Genomic DNA, 18,617 nt, shown 5'->3' on the forward strand with positions numbered 1-18,617 from the left:
TGCCGGGGCGTGCCGCCGGGCCTCACTTGACGGCCCCGCCGGTGGCGCCGGCGGCGACGTACTTCTGCGCGACGACGAGGAGGACGATCGCGGGGACCGACGCGAGGACGGCGGTCGCCATCACCGCGCTCCAGTCGTTGACGTAGGCGCCGAGGTAGTTGTAGATGCCGAGCGTGACCGGCCGGACGTCCTCGGTGGTGGTCAGGGTCAGGGCGAACAGGAAGTCGCTCCAGGTGAACAGGAAGGTGAAGAGGCCCGCCGTGATGAGGGCGTTGCGGCTGATGGGCAGCACGACCGAGACGAACGCGCGGACCGGCCCGGCGCCGTCGACGAGGGCGGCCTCGACGACGGCCGGCGGCAGCGACTGCATGAAGGCGCGGCAGATGAGGATCGCGAACGGGATGCCCGCCGTCGAGTCCGCGAGGATCAGCCCGGGGATCGAGTTCAGCAGGCCGAGGTCGGCGTACGCGGCGTACAGGGCGTTGGCGATGACGATGCCCGGGATCATCTGGCTGATGAGGATGCCGAACAGGACCAGGCCGGCCCAGCGCAGCCGGAACTGGGCCAGCGCGTAGGCCGCCGGGACCGCGATCAGCAGGCTCAGGGCGACGCTGCCGACGGCGACCACGAGGCTCGTGACCAGGTTGGCGCCCTGGTCCGCGAGCGCCGTGCGGTAGCCGCTGAGGTCGGGCGACAGCGGCAGCCAGCCCGTGTCGACGGTCGCGCCGTTCGGCTGCAGCGACGCGTTGACCATCCAGTAGATCGGGAACAGCAGCACCGCGATCACGAGGATGCCCGCCGCGGTGTGGAGCCAGGGGTGTCGGACGGTGTTCATGGGCCTCACTCATCCACGGCGCGCCGGTTCAGGCGCAGATAGACGGCAGCGAAGATCAGCGAGATCACGATGAGGATGTTGCTCACCGCGGCCCCCTGACCGAAGTCGAAGGTGGCGAACGACAGCTGGTAGGACTGCGTGGCCAGCGTCTGGGTGGCGTTCGCGGGCCCGCCGCCCGTCAGCCCGAGGATGATGTCGAGCACCTTGAGCGTGTAGACGACGCCGAGCACCAGCACCACGGTGACGACCGGCCGCAGCATGGGCCACGTGATGTGCCGGAAGGCGCGCCAGCGGGTGGCGCCGTCGAGGGCGCCCGCCTCGTAGAGCTCGTCGGGGATGCCCTGCAGGCCGCCGTGCAGGATGACGGCGTTGAAGGGGATGCCGATCCAGACGTTGACGACGATGACGGTGACCAGGGCCAGCGAGGTGCTGCTCAGCCAGGGGACGCCCGTGTCCACGAGGCCGGTGCCGACGAGGACGCGGTTGAGGGCGCCGGACTCGGTGTCGAGGATCCACTTCCACACGGCGCTGGCGGCGATGAGCGGGATGAGCCAGGGCAGCAGGATCAGCGACCGCAGGAAGCCGGAGAGCGGGAACCGGCGGCGGAAGAACAGCGCGACCGCCAGGCCCAGCACGAACTGCCCGGCGATGGACCCCACGGTGAACAGGACCGTGTTGAGCAGGGCCGTGCGGAACAGCGGGCTGCCGACGACCTCGCGGTAGTTGTCGAGGCCGGCCCAGGGCGCCGCGCCCGTGAAGAAGGTCGAGATCGTGTAGTGCTGGAAGCCCATCACGACGTTCTGGACCACGGGGTATCCGTAGAACAGCAGCAGGTACAGCACCGCCGGGCCGAGGAACAGGAGCGTGACCAGGCGGCGGTTGCGGTGCCGGGCCCCGGGACGCCGGCCCGAGGCGGGCGCCGGCGCGAGCCGGGGCGGGGCGGCGGGGGTGGTCGTCGTCGTCATACGTACTCCTGGGCTTCCGCGAGGGCGTCCTGCGCCGAGGCCTGGCCGGAGACCGCGAGCTGGACGGCGGTGTACAGCGCGGTCGCCGTCGCCGGCCACTCGGCGCCGAGCTCGGCCGTGCGGGCGCGGGCCCCACGGACGAGCTCCGCGAACGCGGCCATCTCGGGACGGCGCTCGAGGAACGGCTCGATGAGGGCCGGCCTGCCGGGCACGGTGGAGCGCTCCGCCGCCATGGACACGAGGCTCTCGTCCGAGAGGAACTCCGTGAGGACCTGACCGGCGAGCCGCTCCTTGGCGCGGTCCCCGGTGGCGGGCACGCACCACACCTCGCCCCCGAGCGGGGCGACGGGACGCTGGCTGGCCGGGTCGCGCACCGGCAGGGTGACGACGTCGTACTCGAGGCCGTCGATCGCCTCCAGCTCGGGGATCTGCCAGGGCCCGTTGACCATCATGGCGGCGCGCCCGGCGACGAACTGGTCCTTGACGTCCGCCTGGCTCCAGTTCAGCACCGACGTGGACGCGTGCCCGTCGGCGACCGTCCCGGCGAGCAGGTCGAGCCCGGCGGCGGCCTCCGGCGTGGCGATGCGCCGCTCGTCGGCGCCGTTCGACCAGAAGAACGGCAGGTACTGCCAGGTGCCCTCGTAGGTCGCGTTGCCGCAGAAGGCGAGGCCGTAGCGCGAGCCCCGGGTCAGCGCGGCCGCCGCCGCGCGGAGCTCGGCCCAGGTGGTCGGCGGCGCGACGCCCGCCTCGTCCAGGGCACGGACGTCGTAGAAGAGCGCGATGGTGTTCACCGTCGGGGCGAGCCCGTAGACCCGCCCGTCGTAGGTGCCCGCCGAGGTGACGCCCTCGGTGTACCCGTCGGTGGGCACGCCGACCTCGTCGAACGGGCGCAGGGCCGTGGTGGCGGCGATCTGCTGCAGGTCCGGGTTGTCGAGCATGAGGATGTCCGGCAGCGTCCCGGACGACCCCTGCTGGAGCACCCGCTGGATCAGCGAGTCGCCGGCGACGGAGACGCGCTCGAGCGTGACGCCGACCTTGGACGCCGCCGCGTCGAGCGCACCGCCGATCACGGTGCGGTCGGGGTCGTTGGTGTACGTGTCGAGGACGCGCAGGGTCCGCGGCGACGTCGCCGCCCCCTCGGCTCCGCACCCGGCCAGGAGCGCGGCCAGCGGCGCCAGCAGCCCGGCGGTGGTGACGGCCCGGCGCGAGACCGGGCGGTCCGGCCAGGCCGGTGCCCGGGTGGGCACCCCTCCGGTCGTCGTCGATGCGCATCGATGATGCATGAGTCTCCACCTTCCTCGTCATCGGTTCGGGTAGTGGTGCGGGTACGGGTGCCGGGAGGGCTAGCCCGCCGGTCGTGCGGTGCGCGTCGACGCGCGCCGCACCAGCGCCGCCGGCACGAGCTCCTGCTCGCGGCCGCGGGGCGTCTCGCCGTCGAGCAGGGCGAAGACACGCTCCATCACGCGCCGGGAGACGTCGCGCGGTTGCGGCGACGTGGCGGTGAGGCCGTACGGTGCGGCCTCGCTGTCGATGGCGAGGCCCACGACGTCGGCGTCCCGGCCGGGCACACGGCCCCGGTCTGCCAGCGCGCGCAGCGTCTCGGGGATCGGGCTGGCGACCACGAGCCCGGGCACCCCGCCGGACGCGAGGGCGCCGTCGACCGCCCGCCGCACGTCCGCCTCGCCGGTCGGCCGGTGCCAGCGCAGCTCGACGCCGCGCTCCGCGGCCGTCGCGCGCGCCCCGCGCTCGAAGCGCGGCACGTAGTTGATGCCCTGCGCCGCGACGTCCGGCCGCCAGCCCAGCACGTCCACCGTCCGGTGCCCCAGGTCGGCCAGCTCGGCCACGAGCAGCCGGCCCGCCGCCTCGAAGTCGAAGTCGAGGCAGTCGAGGCCCTCGGCGTCGTCGGGGATCCCGATGAACACGACGGGCAGCGGCAGGCCCCGCGCCACGTCCACGCGGTCGTCGTGGGTGCCGACCTCCATGACGACGAGGGCGTCGCACAGCGAGCGGCCCGCGACGCGGCGCAGCCCGGCCGGGCCCTCGTCGGCGGTCACGAGGAGGACGTCATGGTCGCGACGCCGTGCCGCCAGCAGGATCTCCTCGACGAACATCATGAGCTGCCGCGCGCCGGCTTCCGGGTTGACGGGCACGACGACCGCGATGGTGCTCGTGCGGTGCCCCGCCAGGGCGCGTGCCCCGGCGTGCGGCTCGTAGGTCAGGCGGTCGATGGCGTCCTGGACGCGCCGACGGGTCTCCGGGGAGATCGGGCGCTTGCCGCTCATGACGTACGAGACGGTGCTCTGCGACACGCCGGCCTCACGCGCGACGTCGGCGCTCGTGGGCATCTTCGCCATCGGGCCCCCCGTCCGCGCCGTCGGTCATCGATGCGCATCGACGCGCATCGCCGACGAATGTACCGTCAGCGCCCGGGGCGTGACAAGCGTCACGCCCCGGGCCTGGTCCGCACCGGGTGCCGGCAGGCTCGACGAGCGATCGTCAGGAGTGCGGCACCGTCGCGGTGATGAGGGTGCCGTCGTCCCGGCGGTTGCCGGACAGCGCCCGCAGGCTGGGCCGGCCGGGCCGCACCGGGCCCTGGCCGTCGAGCGGGACGACGACGGGCTCGCCGGCGGTGACCGCCACCTGCTCGCCCCGCACCAGGACCTTCGCGCCGTCGCCCGTCTCGGCGACGAGCTCGAGCTCGTCGGGACGCACCGTGACGCGCAGCCGCGACCCGTGCCACTGCACGCGGAACGTCAGCGCCTCCCAGCCCTGCGGCAGGCGCGGGTCGAACGACAGCACGCCGTCGTGGTCCCGCAAGCCGCCGAAGCCGAACGCGAGCGCCGACCAGGTGCCGCCCGCGGACGCCACGTGCACGCCGTCGGCCGCGTTGTCGTGCAGGTTCGCCAGGTCCACGAGCAGCGAGGACACGAAGTACTCGAGCGCGAGCTCGTGGTACCCGACCTCGGCCGCGACGATCGACTGCACCACGCCCGACAGCGTCGAGTCACCGGTGGTCAGCGGGTCGTAGTACTCGAAGTCGGCCAGCTTCTGCTCGGCCGAGAAGTGCTGCCCCTGCAGGAACAGCGCGAGCACCACGTCCGCCTGCTTGAGCACCTGGTACCGGTAGATCACGAGCGGGTGGTAGTGCAGCAGCAGCGGGCGCTTGGTCACCGGCGTCGCGGCCAGGTCCCAGATCTCCCGCTCGAGGAAGTGGGAGTCCTGGGGGTGGATGCCGATGCTGTCCGCGTACGGGATGGACATGTGGTCCGCGGCCCGGGTCCACTCGGTGGTCTCGTGCACGCCCAGGGACAGGCGGTCCGCGAGACGCTCGTAGTCCTCCGGGAACTCCTCGCGCATCGTCTCCACGACGAACGCCGCGGCACGCAGGTTGAACCGCGCCATGACGTTGGTGAACAGGTTGTCGTTCACCACGGTCGTGTACTCGTCGGGGCCGGTCACGCCGTGGATGTGGAAGTTGTCGTCGCCGTTGGCGCGCCAGAAGCCGAGGTCCTCCCACATGCGCGCCGTCTCGACGAGGACGTCCACCGCCTCGCGGCGCAGGAAGTCCGTGTCGCCCGTGGCGCGCACGTACTGCACCAGGGCGAAGCTGATGTCCGCGTCGATGTGGTACTGCGCGGTGCCGGCCGCGTAGTACGCCGACGCCTCCTCGCCGTTGATGGTGCGCCACGGGAACAGGGCGCCCTTCTGCGACAGCTCCTTGGCGCGGCGTCGTGCGGCGTCGAGCATCTGGTAACGGAACCGCAGGGCGTTGCGGGCGTACCGCGGGCTCGTGTAGGTGAGGAACGGGAGCACGTAGATCTCCGTGTCCCAGAAGTAGTGCCCCGAGTACCCGCTGCCGGTCAGGCCCTTGGCAGGGACGCCGGACCCCTCGGCCCGCGCGGTCGCCTGGGCGAGCTGGAACAGGTTCCACCGCACCGCCTGCTGGATCTCCGGGCGGCCCGAGATCTCGACGTCCGACCGCGCCCAGAAGTCGTCCAGCCAGGTGCGCTGGTGGGTGAACTGCTCCTCGATGCCGCCGGCGCGCACCCGGTCCAGGGTGCGCCGGCACCGGTCGACGAGCTCGCGCGTCGGGACGCCGCGGGACGTGTGGTACGTGACGACCTTGGTGAGGCGGATCGTGTGCCCCGCCTTCGCGTCGACGCGGAACACGTGCTTCGCGAGGTCGTCGTCCACCTGCGTGCGCACGTCCCAGTCGTCCACGGTCTCGAGGCGGTGGTCCGCCGCGACGGCGAGCGTCATGCCCGAGTTCGTGGACCGGTAGGACAGCACGAGCCGCTCGTCGTCGCCCCAGCGCGTCTGCGGCTGCAGCACCCGGCCGGCGAACGCCTCCGCCTTGCGCGGGTCGAAGCCCTCCCCCAGCGACGCGGCGGGCACGTGGTACTCGTCCTGGCCGTCCTGCCGGTTGAGGATCTGCGACGAGATGGCCACGGGTCCGTCGGCGTCCAGCAGCGTGACCTCGAACGTCATGACGCCCAGGTGCCGCTCGACGAACGACACCATGCGCTGCGAGGTCACCTTGACCCGCTTGCCCGACGGCGTGCGCCACAGGATCTCGCGCCGCAGCACGCCGTCGCGCAGGTCGAGCGCGCGCTCGTAGTCGATCAGGTCGGCCACCGGCAGCAGCAGCGGCTCGTCGTCCACGTACAGCCGGATCACCTTGGTGTCCGGCGCGTTGACGATGGTCTGCCCCACCTTGGCGAAGCCGTACGCCTCCTCGGCGTGCCGGATCGGCCAGGTCTCGTGGAAGCCGTTGACGAACGTGCCGTGCGAGTGGGACTCGCGGCCCTCCTCGACGTTGCCGCGCATCCCGAGGTAGCCGTTCCCCACCGCGAAGAGGGACTCGGTGACCCCGAGGTCCTCCGCGGAGAACTCGGCCTCCACGAGGCGCCACGGCTCGGCGGGGAAGCGCAGGCGGTCCACGGACCGCTGCTCGTCGGCGGTGCGGCGGATCATGCCCGCCCCTCCTGCCGGTCGGCGGGCGCGTCCAGGATCGAGGCGTCCAGCTCGCCCAGGTCGGCGACCACGCGGTCCGCGCCGTGCGCGGCGAGGGCGCGGGCCCCGACACCGCGGTCGACGCCGAGCACCAGGCCGAACGGCCCGGCCGCGCCGGCCTGCACGCCCGACAGGGCGTCCTCGACGACGACCGCCTCCGCGGCCGGGACGCCGAGCAGCTCGGCGGCCCGGAGGTACGTGTCGGGCGCGGGTTTGCCCGCCAGGTGCTCGCGCGCGGCGACGTTGCCGTCCACGACGACCCCGAACCGCTCCGTCAGCCCGGCCGCGGCGAGCACGGCGGGCGTGTTGCGCGACGACGAGACGACGGCGACCTGCGCGCCCGCGGCGGTCACGGCGTCGAGGAAGCGCACCGAGCCCGGGTACGGGGCGATGCCCTCCTCGTCGAACATGCGGTTGACGATCGCGTCCTTGCGGTTGCCGAGGGCGCTCACGGTGTCCTCCCCGGGCGCGTCGTCGGCGGTGCCGCGCGGCAGCTCGACGCCGCGCGACGCGAGGAACGTCGCCACGCCGTCGTAGCGCGGCTTGCCGTCGATGTGCGCGAAGTAGTCCGCGGACGTGTACGGCGCGAGGCCGCGGGCCTCGCACCACGGCGCGAACAGGCGCTCCCACGCCCGCATGTGCACCTCGGCGGTCGGGGTGAGCACGCCGTCGAGGTCGAACAGCACGGCTCGGAGGCTGGTCACGGGAGTCCTTCGCGGGTCGGGGTCGGGTCGGGCACCGTGCCCCCTGCGGGCCGACGCCGAGGTTCAGCCTACGCAGTCACCGGGGTGCACCGGGAGCACGCGCCGCGCCTCGGTGAGATCTTCGCGGATCGGTCCCTCGACCGCCCCCGATCCGTCCCGCACGCAGGGCCGGCTCAGGACGCCGCGCGCTCCGCGAGCGCCTCCGCCACCCGCCCGAGGTTCGCCAGCTCCGCGCGATGGGTGTCGACGTCGGCGAGGCTCCGTCGCGGCGCCGCGAGCAGCGTCACGTCGGCCAGCCCGGCCGCGGGCAGCCCGATGCGGCGCCACGGCTCGGCGACCAGGCGGACCAGCTCGCCGAGCTGCGGCCCCGAGCACTGCGAGACGGTGGCGGGCGGCAGCCCGGCCCACAGGCCCATGCCCCGCTCGGTGGCGCGGGCGAGCAGCTCCCAGGCGCGCTCGTTCCAGCCCGCCGACTCCCCCGCGCCGCCGACGTCGGCGAGATCCAGCCCGACGGCGTCCGCCCCCGCGAGCGCGACGGGCGGCACGCCCACCCAGGTGGCGCCGAGGTGCACGACGACGCGGGCGCCGGCGTCGTGGGCGGCGTCGACGACGGGCCGCAGCCCCTCGACGACGTCGGGCCCGGGCACGGCCCGGAGCCGGGAGTAGCCGGAGAAGCTGGGCAGCACGCCCGCGTGCACCTGTCCCAGCAGCGGCTCGGTGAGCTGCACGACCGGCGTCGCGCCGGGTACCTGGGCCCGCACCTCCGCCAGGTGCCGGCGCACGGCCTCGGCCAGCCCGAGCGACAGGTCGCGGCGGGCGCCGACGTCGGCGAGCACCCGGTCGCCGCGCGCGGACCACAGCTGCGCGGCGAGGGTCCACGGGCCCGTGAGCTCGACGGCGAGCGGGCCGTCGTGGCCGACGGCCGCGACCGCCAGCGCGGACAGGTCCTCCCGCAGCAGGGACTCCGCGCGGCGCAGGTCGGCGCCGGGGTGGTCGGTGAGCTTCCAGCCGTGCGGGCCCAGCTCGACCGGCATCTCCGCCAGCAGCGACGCCGTCCGCCCGACGGCGTCGGCCCCCGGCCCGCGACCGGTGAGCTGGGCGAGGAACGGCACAGGATCGACCCCGGTGGGCGACGACGCCAGGTCGTCGAGCACGGTCTGCTGCGCCACGAGCTCGTCGCGCACGCCGCCGGGCCAGGGTCCGTGCCCGGAGACCGCGGTCACGCGTCCGCCCCCGCCCCGGCCGGTCGTCCGTCCACGACGTCCACCACGCTGTCACCCGATGTCACCCGATGTCACCTCTCCCACCCCGTCATGCAGCGGCCCACCGCCGCTCTCGAAGGGTAGGAGCACGGTAACGGTCCGACGAAGGAGTCCCGATGTCCGTCATCCTCGACCAGGCGCCCGCCGCACCCGCGGGCCGGGCCTCCGCGTCACCGCTCGCGCAACCCTCGGGCGGGTCACGGGCCGTGCTGTCCACCCCGCGGGCGGTCGCGACGCGCGTGCACGCCAACGCGATGCCGTCGGGCGCGGAGGCGGTGCTGCGACGCCAGCTCGCGCCCGGCTTCCGCAACCACGACGTGCTGCCGGGCTGCGCCGGCGGGCCCGACGCGCTGGTGGCGACCATGCACTGGTTCCACGACGCCTTCGACGAGCAGCGGGTCGAGGTGCTGCACGCCGTCACGGAGGGTGACCTGGTGGCCCTGCACGTCGCGTTCAGCGCCCTGCACTCGGGGTTCTTCCTCGGCGTCGCGCCGTCGCACCGGCGCTTCACCGTGCGCGAGATGCACCTGGTCCGCGTCGCCGACGGGCTCGAGGCCGAGCACTGGGTGATGCGCGACCAGGTGTGGTGGGAGCACGAGCTGCGCCGCTGACCGGAGCCGCCGCACGTCGGGCCGTCCGGCTACCCGTGGGAGACTGCGCCCATGCGGATCACCGTGCGCAACGCCCGTTTCCAGCAGCTGCAGACGCTGCTCACGAACCGCACCAAGCGTGGCCGCGCCGGGGAGTTCCTGGTGCAGGGCGTGCGCCCGATCACGATGGCCGTCGAGCACGGCTGGCAGGTGCGCACGCTGCTGCACGAGACGGACCGCCGGCTGTCGTCGTGGGCCCAGGAGATGCTGCAGGCGACGGGCGCCGAGACGATCGCGATGTCCCCCGACCTGCTCGCCGAGCTCGCCGAGAAGGACGAGGGCGCCAGCGAGCTGCTGGCGGTCGTCGCGATGCCGGACGACGACCTGGCGCGCGTCCCGGTCGGGCCGGCGTTCCTGGGCGTCGTCTTCGACCGGCCCACCCAGCCGGGCAACATCGGCGCGGTGGTGCGCTCCGCCGACGCGTTCGGCGCCGACGGGCTCGTCGTCACCGGCCACGCCGCCGACCCGTACGACCCGAAGGCCGTGCGCGCGACGACCGGCTCCCTGTTCGCGCTGCCCGTGGTGCGGGCGGCCTCGCACGGCGAGGTCATGGACTGGGTGGGTGCGCACCGCGCCGCCGGGCGCCCGGTGACCGTCGTCGCGACCGACGAGGACGGCGACGCCGCGCCCGCCGACGTCGACCTCACCGGCCCCGTCCTGCTCGCCGTCGGCAACGAGACGGCCGGGCTGTCGAGGGGGTGGCGCGAGGCCGCCGACGTCACCGTCGCGATCCCCATGGCCGGTTCGGCCAGCTCGCTCAACGCGTCGAACGCCGCGTCGATCGTGCTGTACGAGGCGCACCGGCAGCGGCTCGCCCGGGGCTGACCCTCCGGCCGGGCGCCGCGTCAGCCGCGCCAGGCCCGCGCGACCGTGCCCTGGCCGAGCACGTGCGTGCCGCGGTACACGACCAGCGACTGCCCGGCGGCGACCCCGCGCAGCGGGCGGCCCGTCAGCTCCACGTCGATCCCGGTCGTGCCGTCGGCGGCGGTCGTCGTGCGCACCCGCGCAGGGACAGGTGCGCCGTGGGCGCGGACCTGCACCTCGACGTCGTCGACCCAGGCGGTGGGCGGCGGGGCGAGCCAGACGGCCTTCCCGGCGGCGACCCGGTCCACGCTCAGCAGCTCGGCCGGGCCCACGACGACGGTGTTGGTCGACGTCTGCACGTCCACGACGTACCGCGCGCGCCCGTCGGCGGCGGGGGTACCGAGGCCGAGCCCCTTGCGCTGGCCGACCGTGAACGCGTACGCGCCGTCGTGCTCCCCGACGACGGCGCCGTCGGTGTCCACGACCTCCCCCGGGCGCGAGCCGAGCCGGTCGCGCAGGAACCCGCGGGTGTCGCCGTCGGCCACGAAGCAGATGTCGTAGGAGTCGGGCTTGGCGCTCACGGACAGGCCGCGGCGCTCGGCCTCCGCGCGCACCTCGGCCTTGGAGGCGAAGCCGCCGAGCGGGAACATCGCGCGCGCCAGCCGGTCCGGGCCCATCACGGCCAGCACGTACGACTGGTCCTTCTCGTCGTTCGGCGACCGGTGCAGCTCGCGGGTCACCGTGCCGTCGGGGGCCTCGTGCGTCACGACCCGCGCGTAGTGGCCGGTCGCGACGGCGTCGAACCCGAGGGCCGTGGCTTTGTCGAGCAGGGCCTCGAACTTGATGTGCTCGTTGCAGCGCACGCACGGGTTCGGGGTGCGGCCCGCCTCGTACTCCGACAGGAAGTCCGCGACGACCGTCTCCTCGAACCGCTCGGACAGGTCCCACACGTAGTACGGGATGCCGAGCACGTCCGCGGCCCGGCGCGCGTCGCCGGCGTCCTCGATGGAGCAGCAGCCGCGCGAGCCCGTGCGGAACTGGTCGCGGTTGCGGCTCAGCGCCATGTGCACGCCGACGACCTCGTGGCCCGCCTCCACGGCGAGCGCCGCGGCCACGGCCGAGTCCACGCCGCCCGACATGGCGGCCAGCACCCTCATGCCGTGCCCCCCGCGCCGGCCGGCGCGGAGACCAGCCCGGCCGCGCGCGCCCGCTGGACCACCTGGGGCAGCGCGGCGACGAGGCGATCGACGTCGTCGGCGGTCGACGTCGCGCCGAGCGAGAAGCGCAGGGCGCCGCGCGCGTCGAGCTCCGGCACGCCCATCGCGAGCAGCACGTGCGACGGCTGCGGCACGCCCGCCTGGCAGGCGGACCCGGTGGAGGCCTGCACGTCCGCGGAGTCCAGCAGGTAGAGCAGCGAGTCGCCCTCGGCGCCGGGGAAGGTGAAGTGCGCGTTGCCGGGCAGCCGGGCGGCGGCGCCGTCGTCCGAGGCCGGGTCGGGCCCGCGGAGCACCGCCTCCGGGTCCGCGGCGCGCACGCCGGCGACGAGCCGGTCGCGCAGGGCGCTCAGGGCCGCGGCGCGCTCGTGCCGCGCGGCGACGGTCTCCGCCAGCGCGACGGCGAACGACCGGATCCCGGGCACGTCGAGGGTGCCGGAGCGCACCCCGCGCTCCTGGCCCCCGCCGTGCAGCACCGCCTCGAGCGGCAGGTCGCGGCGGGCGAGCAGCGCGCCCACGCCGAGCGGGCCGCCCAGCTTGTGCGCGGTCACCGTCATGGCGTCCACGCCGGAGGCCGCGAAGTCGACCTCGACCTGCCCCACGGCCTGCACCGCGTCCGTGTGCACGGGCACCCCGTGCTGGTGCGCGAGCCGGACGACGTCGCGCACCGGCTGCAGCGTGCCCACCTCGTTGTTGGCCCACATCACCGAGACGAGCGCGACCTCGTCGCCGTGCTCCGTCAGCTCGGCGCGCAGGGCCGCGAGGTCCACGCGGCCGTCGCCGTCCACCGGCAGCAGGACGATCTCCGCGCCCGCGTGCCCCGCGAGCCAGAACGCCGGGTCGAGCACCGCGTGGTGCTCGACGGCGGAGACCAGCACGCGGGTGCGGCGCGCGTCGGTGCGGCGCCGGCCCCAGAAGATCCCCTTGATGGCGAGGTTGTCGGACTCCGTGCCGCCACCGGTGAAGATCACCTCGCTGGGCCGGGCGCCCAGCGACGCCGCGACGGACTCGCGCGACTCCTCGACGGCCCGGCGGGCCGCCCGCCCCGCGGAGTGCAGCGAGCTCGCGTTGCCGGTCCGGCCGGCCTCCGCGACGTACGCCTCGAGCGCCGCCCGCGACATGGGGGTCGTGGCGGCGTGGTCGAGGTAGGCGCCCGCGGGAGCCTCGGGGGTGGTCACGGTCCCCCAGTCTACGAACTGTTCCCCCGGGCTCCGCGAGGGGGCCCGAGTCACCACGAGGTGGTCCGAGTCACCACGAGGTGGTCCGCCCGTGCCGAGGTGGTCCGTGCCCCCGCGAGGTAGTTCGAGAACCCGCGAGGTAGTCCAGCTCTCGCCGAGGTAGTGGTCTGGTCCACTACCTCGGCGAGACCGGAACTACCTCGGCGAGACCGGAACTACCTCGCGGTCAGCGGTGGCGGGGCCAGGGGAACGGGCCGGGGCCGTCCCAGCCGTCGCCCTTGCCGTTCCCGTGACCGTTGCCGTTCCCGTGACCGTTGCCGTTGCCGTGGCCGTTGCCCGGGTGCTCGCCGCGGCCGGCCTTGTAGACCTGGATCGTGGACGGCCGCGGGCCGCGCCAGGCGCCGGCCGGAACCCGCTCGCCCTCGGCGAGGTAGTCCGGGAAATAGGAGTTCTGGGCGGCGGTGCTGCCGTTCTCGCCCGGGTGCTGGACGTTGACGTAGACCATCGCGTCGCGGGAGTCCACGACCGGCCCGCACGTCTCGGCCTCTCGCGGCACCGACAGGAACTGCTCGACGCGTCCCCGCTGGCGCCCGGAGAGCGTGACCTTGAACAGCCCGTCGCACTTCTGGATCGTCGACGGCGCGCCGTCGGTGGAGATCCACAGGTTGCCCTCGGCGTCGAACGCGAGGTTGTCCGGGCACGAGATCGGGGACACCTTGTCGGCGGGGAAGCCGGAGAAGTACGTCGAGTCGTTCACGGACGGGTCGCCCGCGACGAGCAGCAGGTTCCACGTGAACGTGGTGGCGGTCTGGTCGCCGCGGTCCTCGATGATCTCCACGACGTGGCCGTCGCGGTTGGTGGTGCGCGGGTTGGGCTCGGTGGCGCCCTCCTTGCCCTCCTTACCGCGGTCGGTGTTGTTGGTGCACGCCACGTAGATGCGGCCGGTGAGCGGGTTGGGCTCCACGTCCTCCGGTCGGTCCATCTTGGTGGCGCCGACGGCGTCCGCGGCCAGCCGCGTGAAGACGAGCACCTCCTCCGTGGTCATGCCCGGCACCTGCGACTCGCCGTCCTTGACCAGCGCCACCCACTCGCCCGTGCCGTCGAAGGCGCCGTCGGACGGGACCGCGCCCGTGCCGTCGATCTCGGACGCCGGGGAGTCGCCCCGGAACCGCGCGACGTACAGGTCGCCCTCGGAGAGCAGGGTCTTGTTGTGCCGGCGCGCCCCGCGGCTGCTGCCCTCGCGGAAGCGGTTCTTCGACACGAACTTGTACACGTAGTCGAAGCGCTCGTCGTCGCCCATGTACGCCACGGCGTGGCCGCGCTTCGACAGGATGACGTTGGCTCCCTCGTGCTTGAAGCGGCCCATCGCCGTGTGCTTCACCGGCGCCTCGTCGGGCTCGTACGGGTCCACCTCGACGATCCAGCCGAAGCGGTGGCTCTCGTACTCGTAGCCGGGGTTGCGACCGTCGAACCGCGGGTCGTCGAGCTCCCAGCCGTAGCTGGTCGCCTTGTCGGCCAGGCCGTACCGCGCGTCCCGCGGGTCCTTGCCGCTGACGCGGAAGTTCGCGTTGTAGTTCTCCTCGCCGGAGACGACCGTGCCCCACGGCGTGGTGCCGCCCGCGCAGTTGTTGAGGGTGCCGCGCACGCGGGTGCCGCTCGGGTCCTCGACCGTCTTCATCAGGTAGGAGCCTGCCGCCGGGCCGTCCACCCGGAACTCGGTCTCCACCGTGATGCGGCGGTTGTAGCGGCTGATCCGCGAGTACGTCCACGGCGAGCCCTCGCGGTCGCGACGCACCTCGACGACCGACAGCCCCCAGGCGGCGCGCTCGATCGCGCGCCGCGTGGCCGCGTCGTACGACGCGTCGAACATGATCCCGGCGTTGGTGTACTCGTGGTTGCTCACGAGCAGCCCGCGCGTGCCGCGCTTCGTCTTGCCGCCGCGGGGGCGGACGTCGTCCGGGTCGGCCGGCAGGATGTCGAGGTAGTCGACGTTGTAGCCGAACTGCTTGGCCTGCTGCTCCGGCGTCTGGTTCGCCGCGTCGAACGCGCGGCCGCCGGGCAGGATCGGGTCGCCCCAGCGGATGATCGGCGACCACTCGTAGCCCTCGGGCACGACGAAGGCGTCCACGCCGGCGTCCTGCGGCGCGATGGCGCCGAAGGCGAGGCCCTTGCCGGAGCCGCGGCCCGCGGCAGCTCCGGAAGACGTGACGGCGCCCGCGCCGGGCGCGCCGGCGACCTGCGCGCCGACGACGACGGTGGCGGCCGCGGCGGCGAGGCCGCCGAGCATGACGCGGCGGGACAGGGCCCGCGCCGCGACGTCGCGGAAGTACTCGTTGGCGGACTCGTTGGGCGCGGGGTGCGAGCACGCGTCGGCGCACTTGAGGCGGCACGTGACCGCGCTGCGCTTGCCGCGGGCGTAGTGGGGGGTGTGAGGCGTGGCCGCGAGCTCCAGCAGCGGGCGCGACTCGGGGGCGATCGTCATCGGTGGCACTCCTGAGATAGGGCGGTGACGGGACCGGGGGTGACGAGCCCGACGGTAGGGAGCACCGATGGCGTCACGTCGTCGTGACACCGACCCTCAGGTGAACAGCAGGTGACCTGCTGGCTCGTCGCCGTCGCGGCCCCTCCGCGACGAGTCAGCCGAGCGAGGCGACCCACTCCGACGTGCCGTCGTCGAAGCCCTGCTCCTTCCAGATCGGCACCTCGGCCTTGAGCTCCTCGACCAGGTCCGACGCGGCGGTGAACGCCGCCTGGCGGTGCCCCGCGGCCACGGCCGCCACCACCGCGACGTCGCCGATCGTCAGGTCGCCCGTGCGGTGCACGACGGCGACGCGGACGCGGTCCCCCGTCGCCGCGGCCGTGCGGTGCGCGACGCGCTCCGCCACCGTCCGCAGCACCGTCGCGGCGTCCGGGTGCGCCTCGTAGTGCAGGTGCGCGACGCCGCGACCGCCGTCGTGGTCACGGACGTACCCGGTGAACGTCGCCACCGCGCCGCACGCGTCGTCGCGCACCAGCGCGCTCAGCTCCGCGAGCAGCGGGTCCAGGGGCGCGTCGACGACGTCGGCGCGCAGCACGGCGACATCCGCGGGCGCGTCAGGCTCCTGGCCCACCGGCGTGGGATGGTCGCCGCCCGCGAGCTGGTCGACGGCGTGGGTGAGCACCTCGGCGAGCGCGTCGAGGCCGTCGGTCACGCCGCCGACGGAGCCGGGCAGGTTGACGACCAACGTGCGGCCGGCCACCCCGGCCACGCCGCGGGACAGGGCCGCCGCCGGGACGGCCCGCTTCGTGGGGTCCGTGGGCGCGAGCGAGCGCGCGCGGACGAGCTCGGCGATCCCCGGCACCTCGCGGTCCAGGACGGCGCGGGTCGCCTCCGGGGTGCGGTCGCGCGGGCCGAGGCCGGTGCCCCCGCTGGTGACGATCAGGTGCGGCACGTCGTCGGGGGCAGCGACCAGCAGGTCGGCCAACGCCTCCCGCACGGGCTCGCCGTCGGGCACGACGACGGGCGGCGACGTGCGCCAGCCGCGGGCCGCGAACCACGCGACGGCCGCCGGGCCCGACCGATCCTCGTACTCCCCCGCCGCGGCCCGGTCGGAGGCGACGACGACGGCGACGCGGCGCTCGGGGTGCCCGCCACCGTGCCCTTCGTGGTGCTCGCGCGTGCCGGTCATGCGTCCTGCCCGTGCGTCTCGGAGGACGTCGCCGGGCGCGACCAGTCGCCGGACTTGCCGCCCGACTTGGCCACCACCTGCACGTCCGTGAGCACGGCCGCCTTGTCGACCGCCTTGATCATGTCGTAGAGCGTCAGCCCGGCGACGGTGACCGCGGTGAGCGCCTCCATCTCGACGCCGGTGCGGCCGGTGGTGCGCACGGTCGCGGTGATCGCCACCGTGCCGGAGCCGTCGGAGGCGGGCACGACGTCGATCTCCACGCCGGAGATCGGCAGCGGGTGGCACAGCGGCACGAGGTCCGGGGTGCGCTTCGCGCCCAGGATCCCCGCGATGCGGGCGGTGGCGATCGCCTCGCCCTTCGGCAGGTCGCCCGATGCGATCCGCGCGACGACGTCGGCCCGCGTGCGCAGCACCCCGGCCGCGGTGGCCTCGCGCTTCGTCACGTCCTTGGCGGAGACGTCGACCATGTGCGCCGCGCCGTCGGCACGGTAGTGGGTCAGGCCCTGCGTCGGGTCGGCCGGGTCGGTCGAGGGATCGGTCAACGGAGCTCCTGGTAGTCGACGGGTTCGCCGGCGTCGAGGTGCGCGACGCCGGGCGGCACGTGCACGAGGACCGTCGCGGCGGCGAGGTGGGTCAGCAGGTGCGAGCCGGGGCCGCCGGTCATGTGCACGCGACCGTCGGCGTCGAGCTCGCCCCGCCGCACCTGGTGCAGCGCGGGGGGTGAGTCGAGCGGCTCGGCGAGGGCTGCGCGACCGGTGGCCCGGCGGGCGGGCGCCGCGCCCGTCGCCGCGGCGAGCACCGGGCGCAGGAACAGCTCGAACGACACGTACGCGCTGACCGGGTTGCCGGGGAACGCGACGAGCGGCACGTCCTGCCCGGAGCCGAGGGTCACCGTGCCGAGGCCCTGCGGCCCGCCCGGCTGGACGGCGACGTGCCCGAACCAGGCGCCCGTGAGGGTCTGGCGCACCACCTCGTACGCCCCGGCGGAGACACCGCCGGTCGTGACGACGAGGGCCACGTCGCCCGGCGCGTCCGCGAGCACCCGGAGCAGCGCGTCGGGCCGGTCCGGCGCGACGCGGGTCGTGACGCGGGCGCCGGCCTGCCCGAGCGCGGCGGTGAGCGCGGCACCGTTGGCGTCGTGCACCTGCGCCGGGCCGAGCGGCGCGCCCGCTGGGGCCAGCTCCGACCCGGTGGAGACGAGCAGCACGTGCGGCGGTGCGGCGACGTCGACGGTCGCGACGCCCGCGGCGACGAGCGCGCCGAGCTGGGGTGCGCCGAGCGGCGTCCCGGCAGCGACCAGCACGTCGCCCGCCGCGACGTCGGAGCCCGCGGCGCGCACGAACGTGCCCGGCAAGACGGGGGCGGCGAACCGGACCGTCGCGACGGTCTCCGGGTCCGGGAAGCGCGGCGGGTCGGCGTCCTCGATCCGGACGACGGCGTCGGCGCCCGCGGGCACCGGCGCCCCGGTCATCACGGGAGCCGCCGTGCCCGGCTCGAGCGGCGGCGGCTGCGTGCCGGCGGGGACGGGCGCGACGACGGGCAGGACCACCGGGCCGGACGCGCCGTCCAGGTCCGCCGAGCGCACCGCGTAGCCGTCCATCTGGGAGTTGTCGAAGCCGGGCAGCGCGACGGCGGCCGTCGCGTCGCGCGCCAGCACCCGGGGCGAGAGCCCGGCGCCGGCGCCGACCTGCGTCAGCAGGGTCGAGATGTCGACCCGCGCGGACGCCCGCCCGCGCGCCGCCGCCAGCGCGGGCTCGACCAGCTCCGCCACCGCGGCGGCGTGGTCGGCCACCGACCGTCGCCGCGTCACGTCGTCATGCACGGGCGTCAGCCTATGTTCTCCACCGCCCGCGGTCCCCGGCGAGCTCCGCCCCCGCAGCACTCCCCGCAGATGCGGGGCTATGCTTCCGATCGTGCCGCACATGCGAGTTTCGGAAGCGTCCGTGTACCTCGGCGTCAGCGACGACACGGTGCGCCGGTGGATCGATCGCGGGCTGCTCGGGTCCACGACGGACGCGTCGGGCCGCAAGGTCGTCGACGGGTACGAGGTGGCGATGGTCGCGCGCGAGCACGCGACCGTCCCGGCGCTGCCGGGCGGGATGAAGAGCTCGGCGCGCAACCGCTTCGTCGGGCTCGTCACGGACCTGCAGGTGGACACGGTGATGGCGCAGGTGGAGCTGCAGTGCGGCCCGTTCCGCGTGGTGTCGCTCATGAGCAGCGAGGCCGTGCGCGACCTCGGGCTGGAGCGCGGCTCCGTGGCGGTGGCGGTCATCAAGTCGACGACCGTCGTGATCGAGGCCGAGGCATGACCGGCCCCCGACCGA

Annotated in this window: 16 protein-coding genes; 3 read left to right on the top strand and 13 right to left on the bottom strand. The window is 74.7% G+C overall.

The window, feature by feature from the left end:
* Positions 1 to 22 precede the first annotated feature (22 nt).
* The 7 genes from ACFQ8Y_RS15420 to ACFQ8Y_RS15450 all read right to left on the bottom strand — a co-directional run bounded on the left by ACFQ8Y_RS15420 (position 23) and on the right by ACFQ8Y_RS15450 (position 8,740).
* On the bottom strand, positions 23 to 835 hold the full coding sequence (locus ACFQ8Y_RS15420) for a carbohydrate ABC transporter permease (protein ID WP_430586052.1): 813 nt from the start codon (positions 833 to 835) through the stop codon (positions 23 to 25).
* 5 nt (positions 836 to 840) lie between these two features.
* Complete coding sequence (locus ACFQ8Y_RS15425) at positions 841 to 1,800, bottom strand: carbohydrate ABC transporter permease (RefSeq protein ID WP_430552085.1); 960 nt, start codon at positions 1,798 to 1,800, stop codon at positions 841 to 843.
* A complete protein-coding gene (locus tag ACFQ8Y_RS15430) occupies positions 1,797 to 3,047 on the bottom strand; it encodes an extracellular solute-binding protein (RefSeq protein ID WP_430586053.1) in 1,251 nt (416 codons plus the stop codon). The genes ACFQ8Y_RS15425 and ACFQ8Y_RS15430 overlap by 4 nt, the downstream gene beginning before the upstream one ends.
* 96 nt (positions 3,048 to 3,143) lie before the next feature.
* The gene (locus tag ACFQ8Y_RS15435; RefSeq protein WP_430586054.1) at positions 3,144 to 4,154 is read right to left on the bottom strand and encodes a LacI family DNA-binding transcriptional regulator; all 1,011 of its coding nucleotides are present in this window, start codon (positions 4,152 to 4,154) and stop codon (positions 3,144 to 3,146) included.
* Between the two features lie 142 nt (positions 4,155 to 4,296).
* Positions 4,297 to 6,774, bottom strand: coding sequence for a glycoside hydrolase family 65 protein (locus tag ACFQ8Y_RS15440; RefSeq protein ID WP_430586055.1), 2,478 nt, complete (start codon positions 6,772 to 6,774; stop codon positions 4,297 to 4,299).
* Complete coding sequence (locus ACFQ8Y_RS15445; RefSeq protein WP_430552082.1) at positions 6,771 to 7,517, bottom strand: HAD family hydrolase; 747 nt, start codon at positions 7,515 to 7,517, stop codon at positions 6,771 to 6,773. Before ACFQ8Y_RS15445 ends, ACFQ8Y_RS15440 begins: the two co-directional genes overlap by 4 nt.
* Before the next feature lie 173 nt (positions 7,518 to 7,690).
* On the bottom strand, positions 7,691 to 8,740 hold the full coding sequence (locus ACFQ8Y_RS15450) for a hypothetical protein (protein ID WP_430552081.1): 1,050 nt from the start codon (positions 8,738 to 8,740) through the stop codon (positions 7,691 to 7,693).
* 155 nt (positions 8,741 to 8,895) lie between these two features.
* Between ACFQ8Y_RS15450 and ACFQ8Y_RS15455 the strand changes: the two genes are divergently transcribed.
* Together ACFQ8Y_RS15455 and ACFQ8Y_RS15460 are read left to right on the top strand one after the other, a co-directional pair.
* Positions 8,896 to 9,390, top strand: coding sequence for an ester cyclase (locus ACFQ8Y_RS15455; RefSeq protein ID WP_430586056.1), 495 nt, complete (start codon positions 8,896 to 8,898; stop codon positions 9,388 to 9,390).
* A gap of 51 nt (positions 9,391 to 9,441) precedes the next feature.
* Complete coding sequence (locus ACFQ8Y_RS15460; RefSeq protein WP_430552079.1) at positions 9,442 to 10,254, top strand: TrmH family RNA methyltransferase; 813 nt, start codon at positions 9,442 to 9,444, stop codon at positions 10,252 to 10,254.
* Between the two features lie 20 nt (positions 10,255 to 10,274).
* On the opposite strand, the gene mnmA is transcribed toward ACFQ8Y_RS15460, so the two are convergent.
* From mnmA to glp, 6 genes are all read right to left on the bottom strand, one after another.
* On the bottom strand, positions 10,275 to 11,390 hold the full coding sequence (mnmA, locus tag ACFQ8Y_RS15465; protein ID WP_430586057.1) for a tRNA 2-thiouridine(34) synthase MnmA: 1,116 nt from the start codon (positions 11,388 to 11,390) through the stop codon (positions 10,275 to 10,277).
* Entirely contained in the window at positions 11,387 to 12,625 is a 1,239-nt protein-coding gene (locus ACFQ8Y_RS15470; protein ID WP_430586058.1) for a cysteine desulfurase family protein, read from the bottom strand. The genes mnmA and ACFQ8Y_RS15470 overlap by 4 nt, the downstream gene beginning before the upstream one ends.
* Positions 12,626 to 12,851: 226 nt before the next feature.
* Positions 12,852 to 15,107: a PhoX family protein gene (locus ACFQ8Y_RS15475; RefSeq protein WP_430586059.1), complete on the bottom strand. Its 2,256-nt coding sequence runs from the start codon at positions 15,105 to 15,107 to the stop codon at positions 12,852 to 12,854.
* A gap of 154 nt (positions 15,108 to 15,261) precedes the next feature.
* Complete coding sequence (locus ACFQ8Y_RS15480; RefSeq protein WP_430586060.1) at positions 15,262 to 16,293, bottom strand: molybdenum cofactor biosynthesis protein MoaE; 1,032 nt, start codon at positions 16,291 to 16,293, stop codon at positions 15,262 to 15,264.
* Positions 16,290 to 16,835 (bottom strand): cyclic pyranopterin monophosphate synthase MoaC, encoded by a 546-nt coding sequence (gene moaC / locus ACFQ8Y_RS15485; RefSeq protein ID WP_430586061.1) that lies wholly within the window; start codon positions 16,833 to 16,835, stop codon positions 16,290 to 16,292. Before moaC ends, ACFQ8Y_RS15480 begins: the two co-directional genes overlap by 4 nt.
* Positions 16,832 to 18,115 (bottom strand): gephyrin-like molybdotransferase Glp, encoded by a 1,284-nt coding sequence (glp, locus tag ACFQ8Y_RS15490; protein ID WP_430586062.1) that lies wholly within the window; start codon positions 18,113 to 18,115, stop codon positions 16,832 to 16,834. Before glp ends, moaC begins: the two co-directional genes overlap by 4 nt.
* 91 nt (positions 18,116 to 18,206) lie before the next feature.
* On the opposite strand from glp, the gene ACFQ8Y_RS15495 reads away from it, so the two are divergent.
* Positions 18,207 to 18,602 carry a TOBE domain-containing protein gene (locus ACFQ8Y_RS15495; RefSeq protein WP_380241837.1) on the top strand — a complete coding sequence of 132 codons (396 nt, stop codon included), beginning with the start codon at positions 18,207 to 18,209 and terminating at the stop codon, positions 18,600 to 18,602.
* Positions 18,603 to 18,617 lie beyond the last annotated feature (15 nt).

Origin of the sequence: Isoptericola sp. NPDC056605 (assembly GCF_042792795.1) — a bacterium.
GTDB lineage: Bacteria > Actinomycetota > Actinomycetes > Actinomycetales > Cellulomonadaceae > Isoptericola.

What these genes read in the sequence shown, in the direction of transcription:
- ACFQ8Y_RS15420 (WP_430586052.1), bottom strand. Translation starts at nt 835, where the DNA reads ATGAACACCGTCCGACACCCCTGGCTCCACACCGCGGCGGGCATCCTC.
- ACFQ8Y_RS15425 (WP_430552085.1), bottom strand. Translation starts at nt 1,800, where the DNA reads ATGACGACGACGACCACCCCCGCCGCCCCGCCCCGGCTCGCGCCGGCG.
- ACFQ8Y_RS15435 (WP_430586054.1), bottom strand. Translation starts at nt 4,154, where the DNA reads ATGGCGAAGATGCCCACGAGCGCCGACGTCGCGCGTGAGGCCGGCGTG.
- ACFQ8Y_RS15440 (WP_430586055.1), bottom strand. Translation starts at nt 6,774, where the DNA reads ATGATCCGCCGCACCGCCGACGAGCAGCGGTCCGTGGACCGCCTGCGC.
- ACFQ8Y_RS15455 (WP_430586056.1), top strand. Translation starts at nt 8,896, where the DNA reads ATGTCCGTCATCCTCGACCAGGCGCCCGCCGCACCCGCGGGCCGGGCC.
- ACFQ8Y_RS15460 (WP_430552079.1), top strand. Translation starts at nt 9,442, where the DNA reads ATGCGGATCACCGTGCGCAACGCCCGTTTCCAGCAGCTGCAGACGCTG.
- mnmA (WP_430586057.1), bottom strand. Translation starts at nt 11,390, where the DNA reads ATGAGGGTGCTGGCCGCCATGTCGGGCGGCGTGGACTCGGCCGTGGCC.
- ACFQ8Y_RS15475 (WP_430586059.1), bottom strand. Translation starts at nt 15,107, where the DNA reads ATGACGATCGCCCCCGAGTCGCGCCCGCTGCTGGAGCTCGCGGCCACG.
- ACFQ8Y_RS15480 (WP_430586060.1), bottom strand. Translation starts at nt 16,293, where the DNA reads ATGACCGGCACGCGCGAGCACCACGAAGGGCACGGTGGCGGGCACCCC.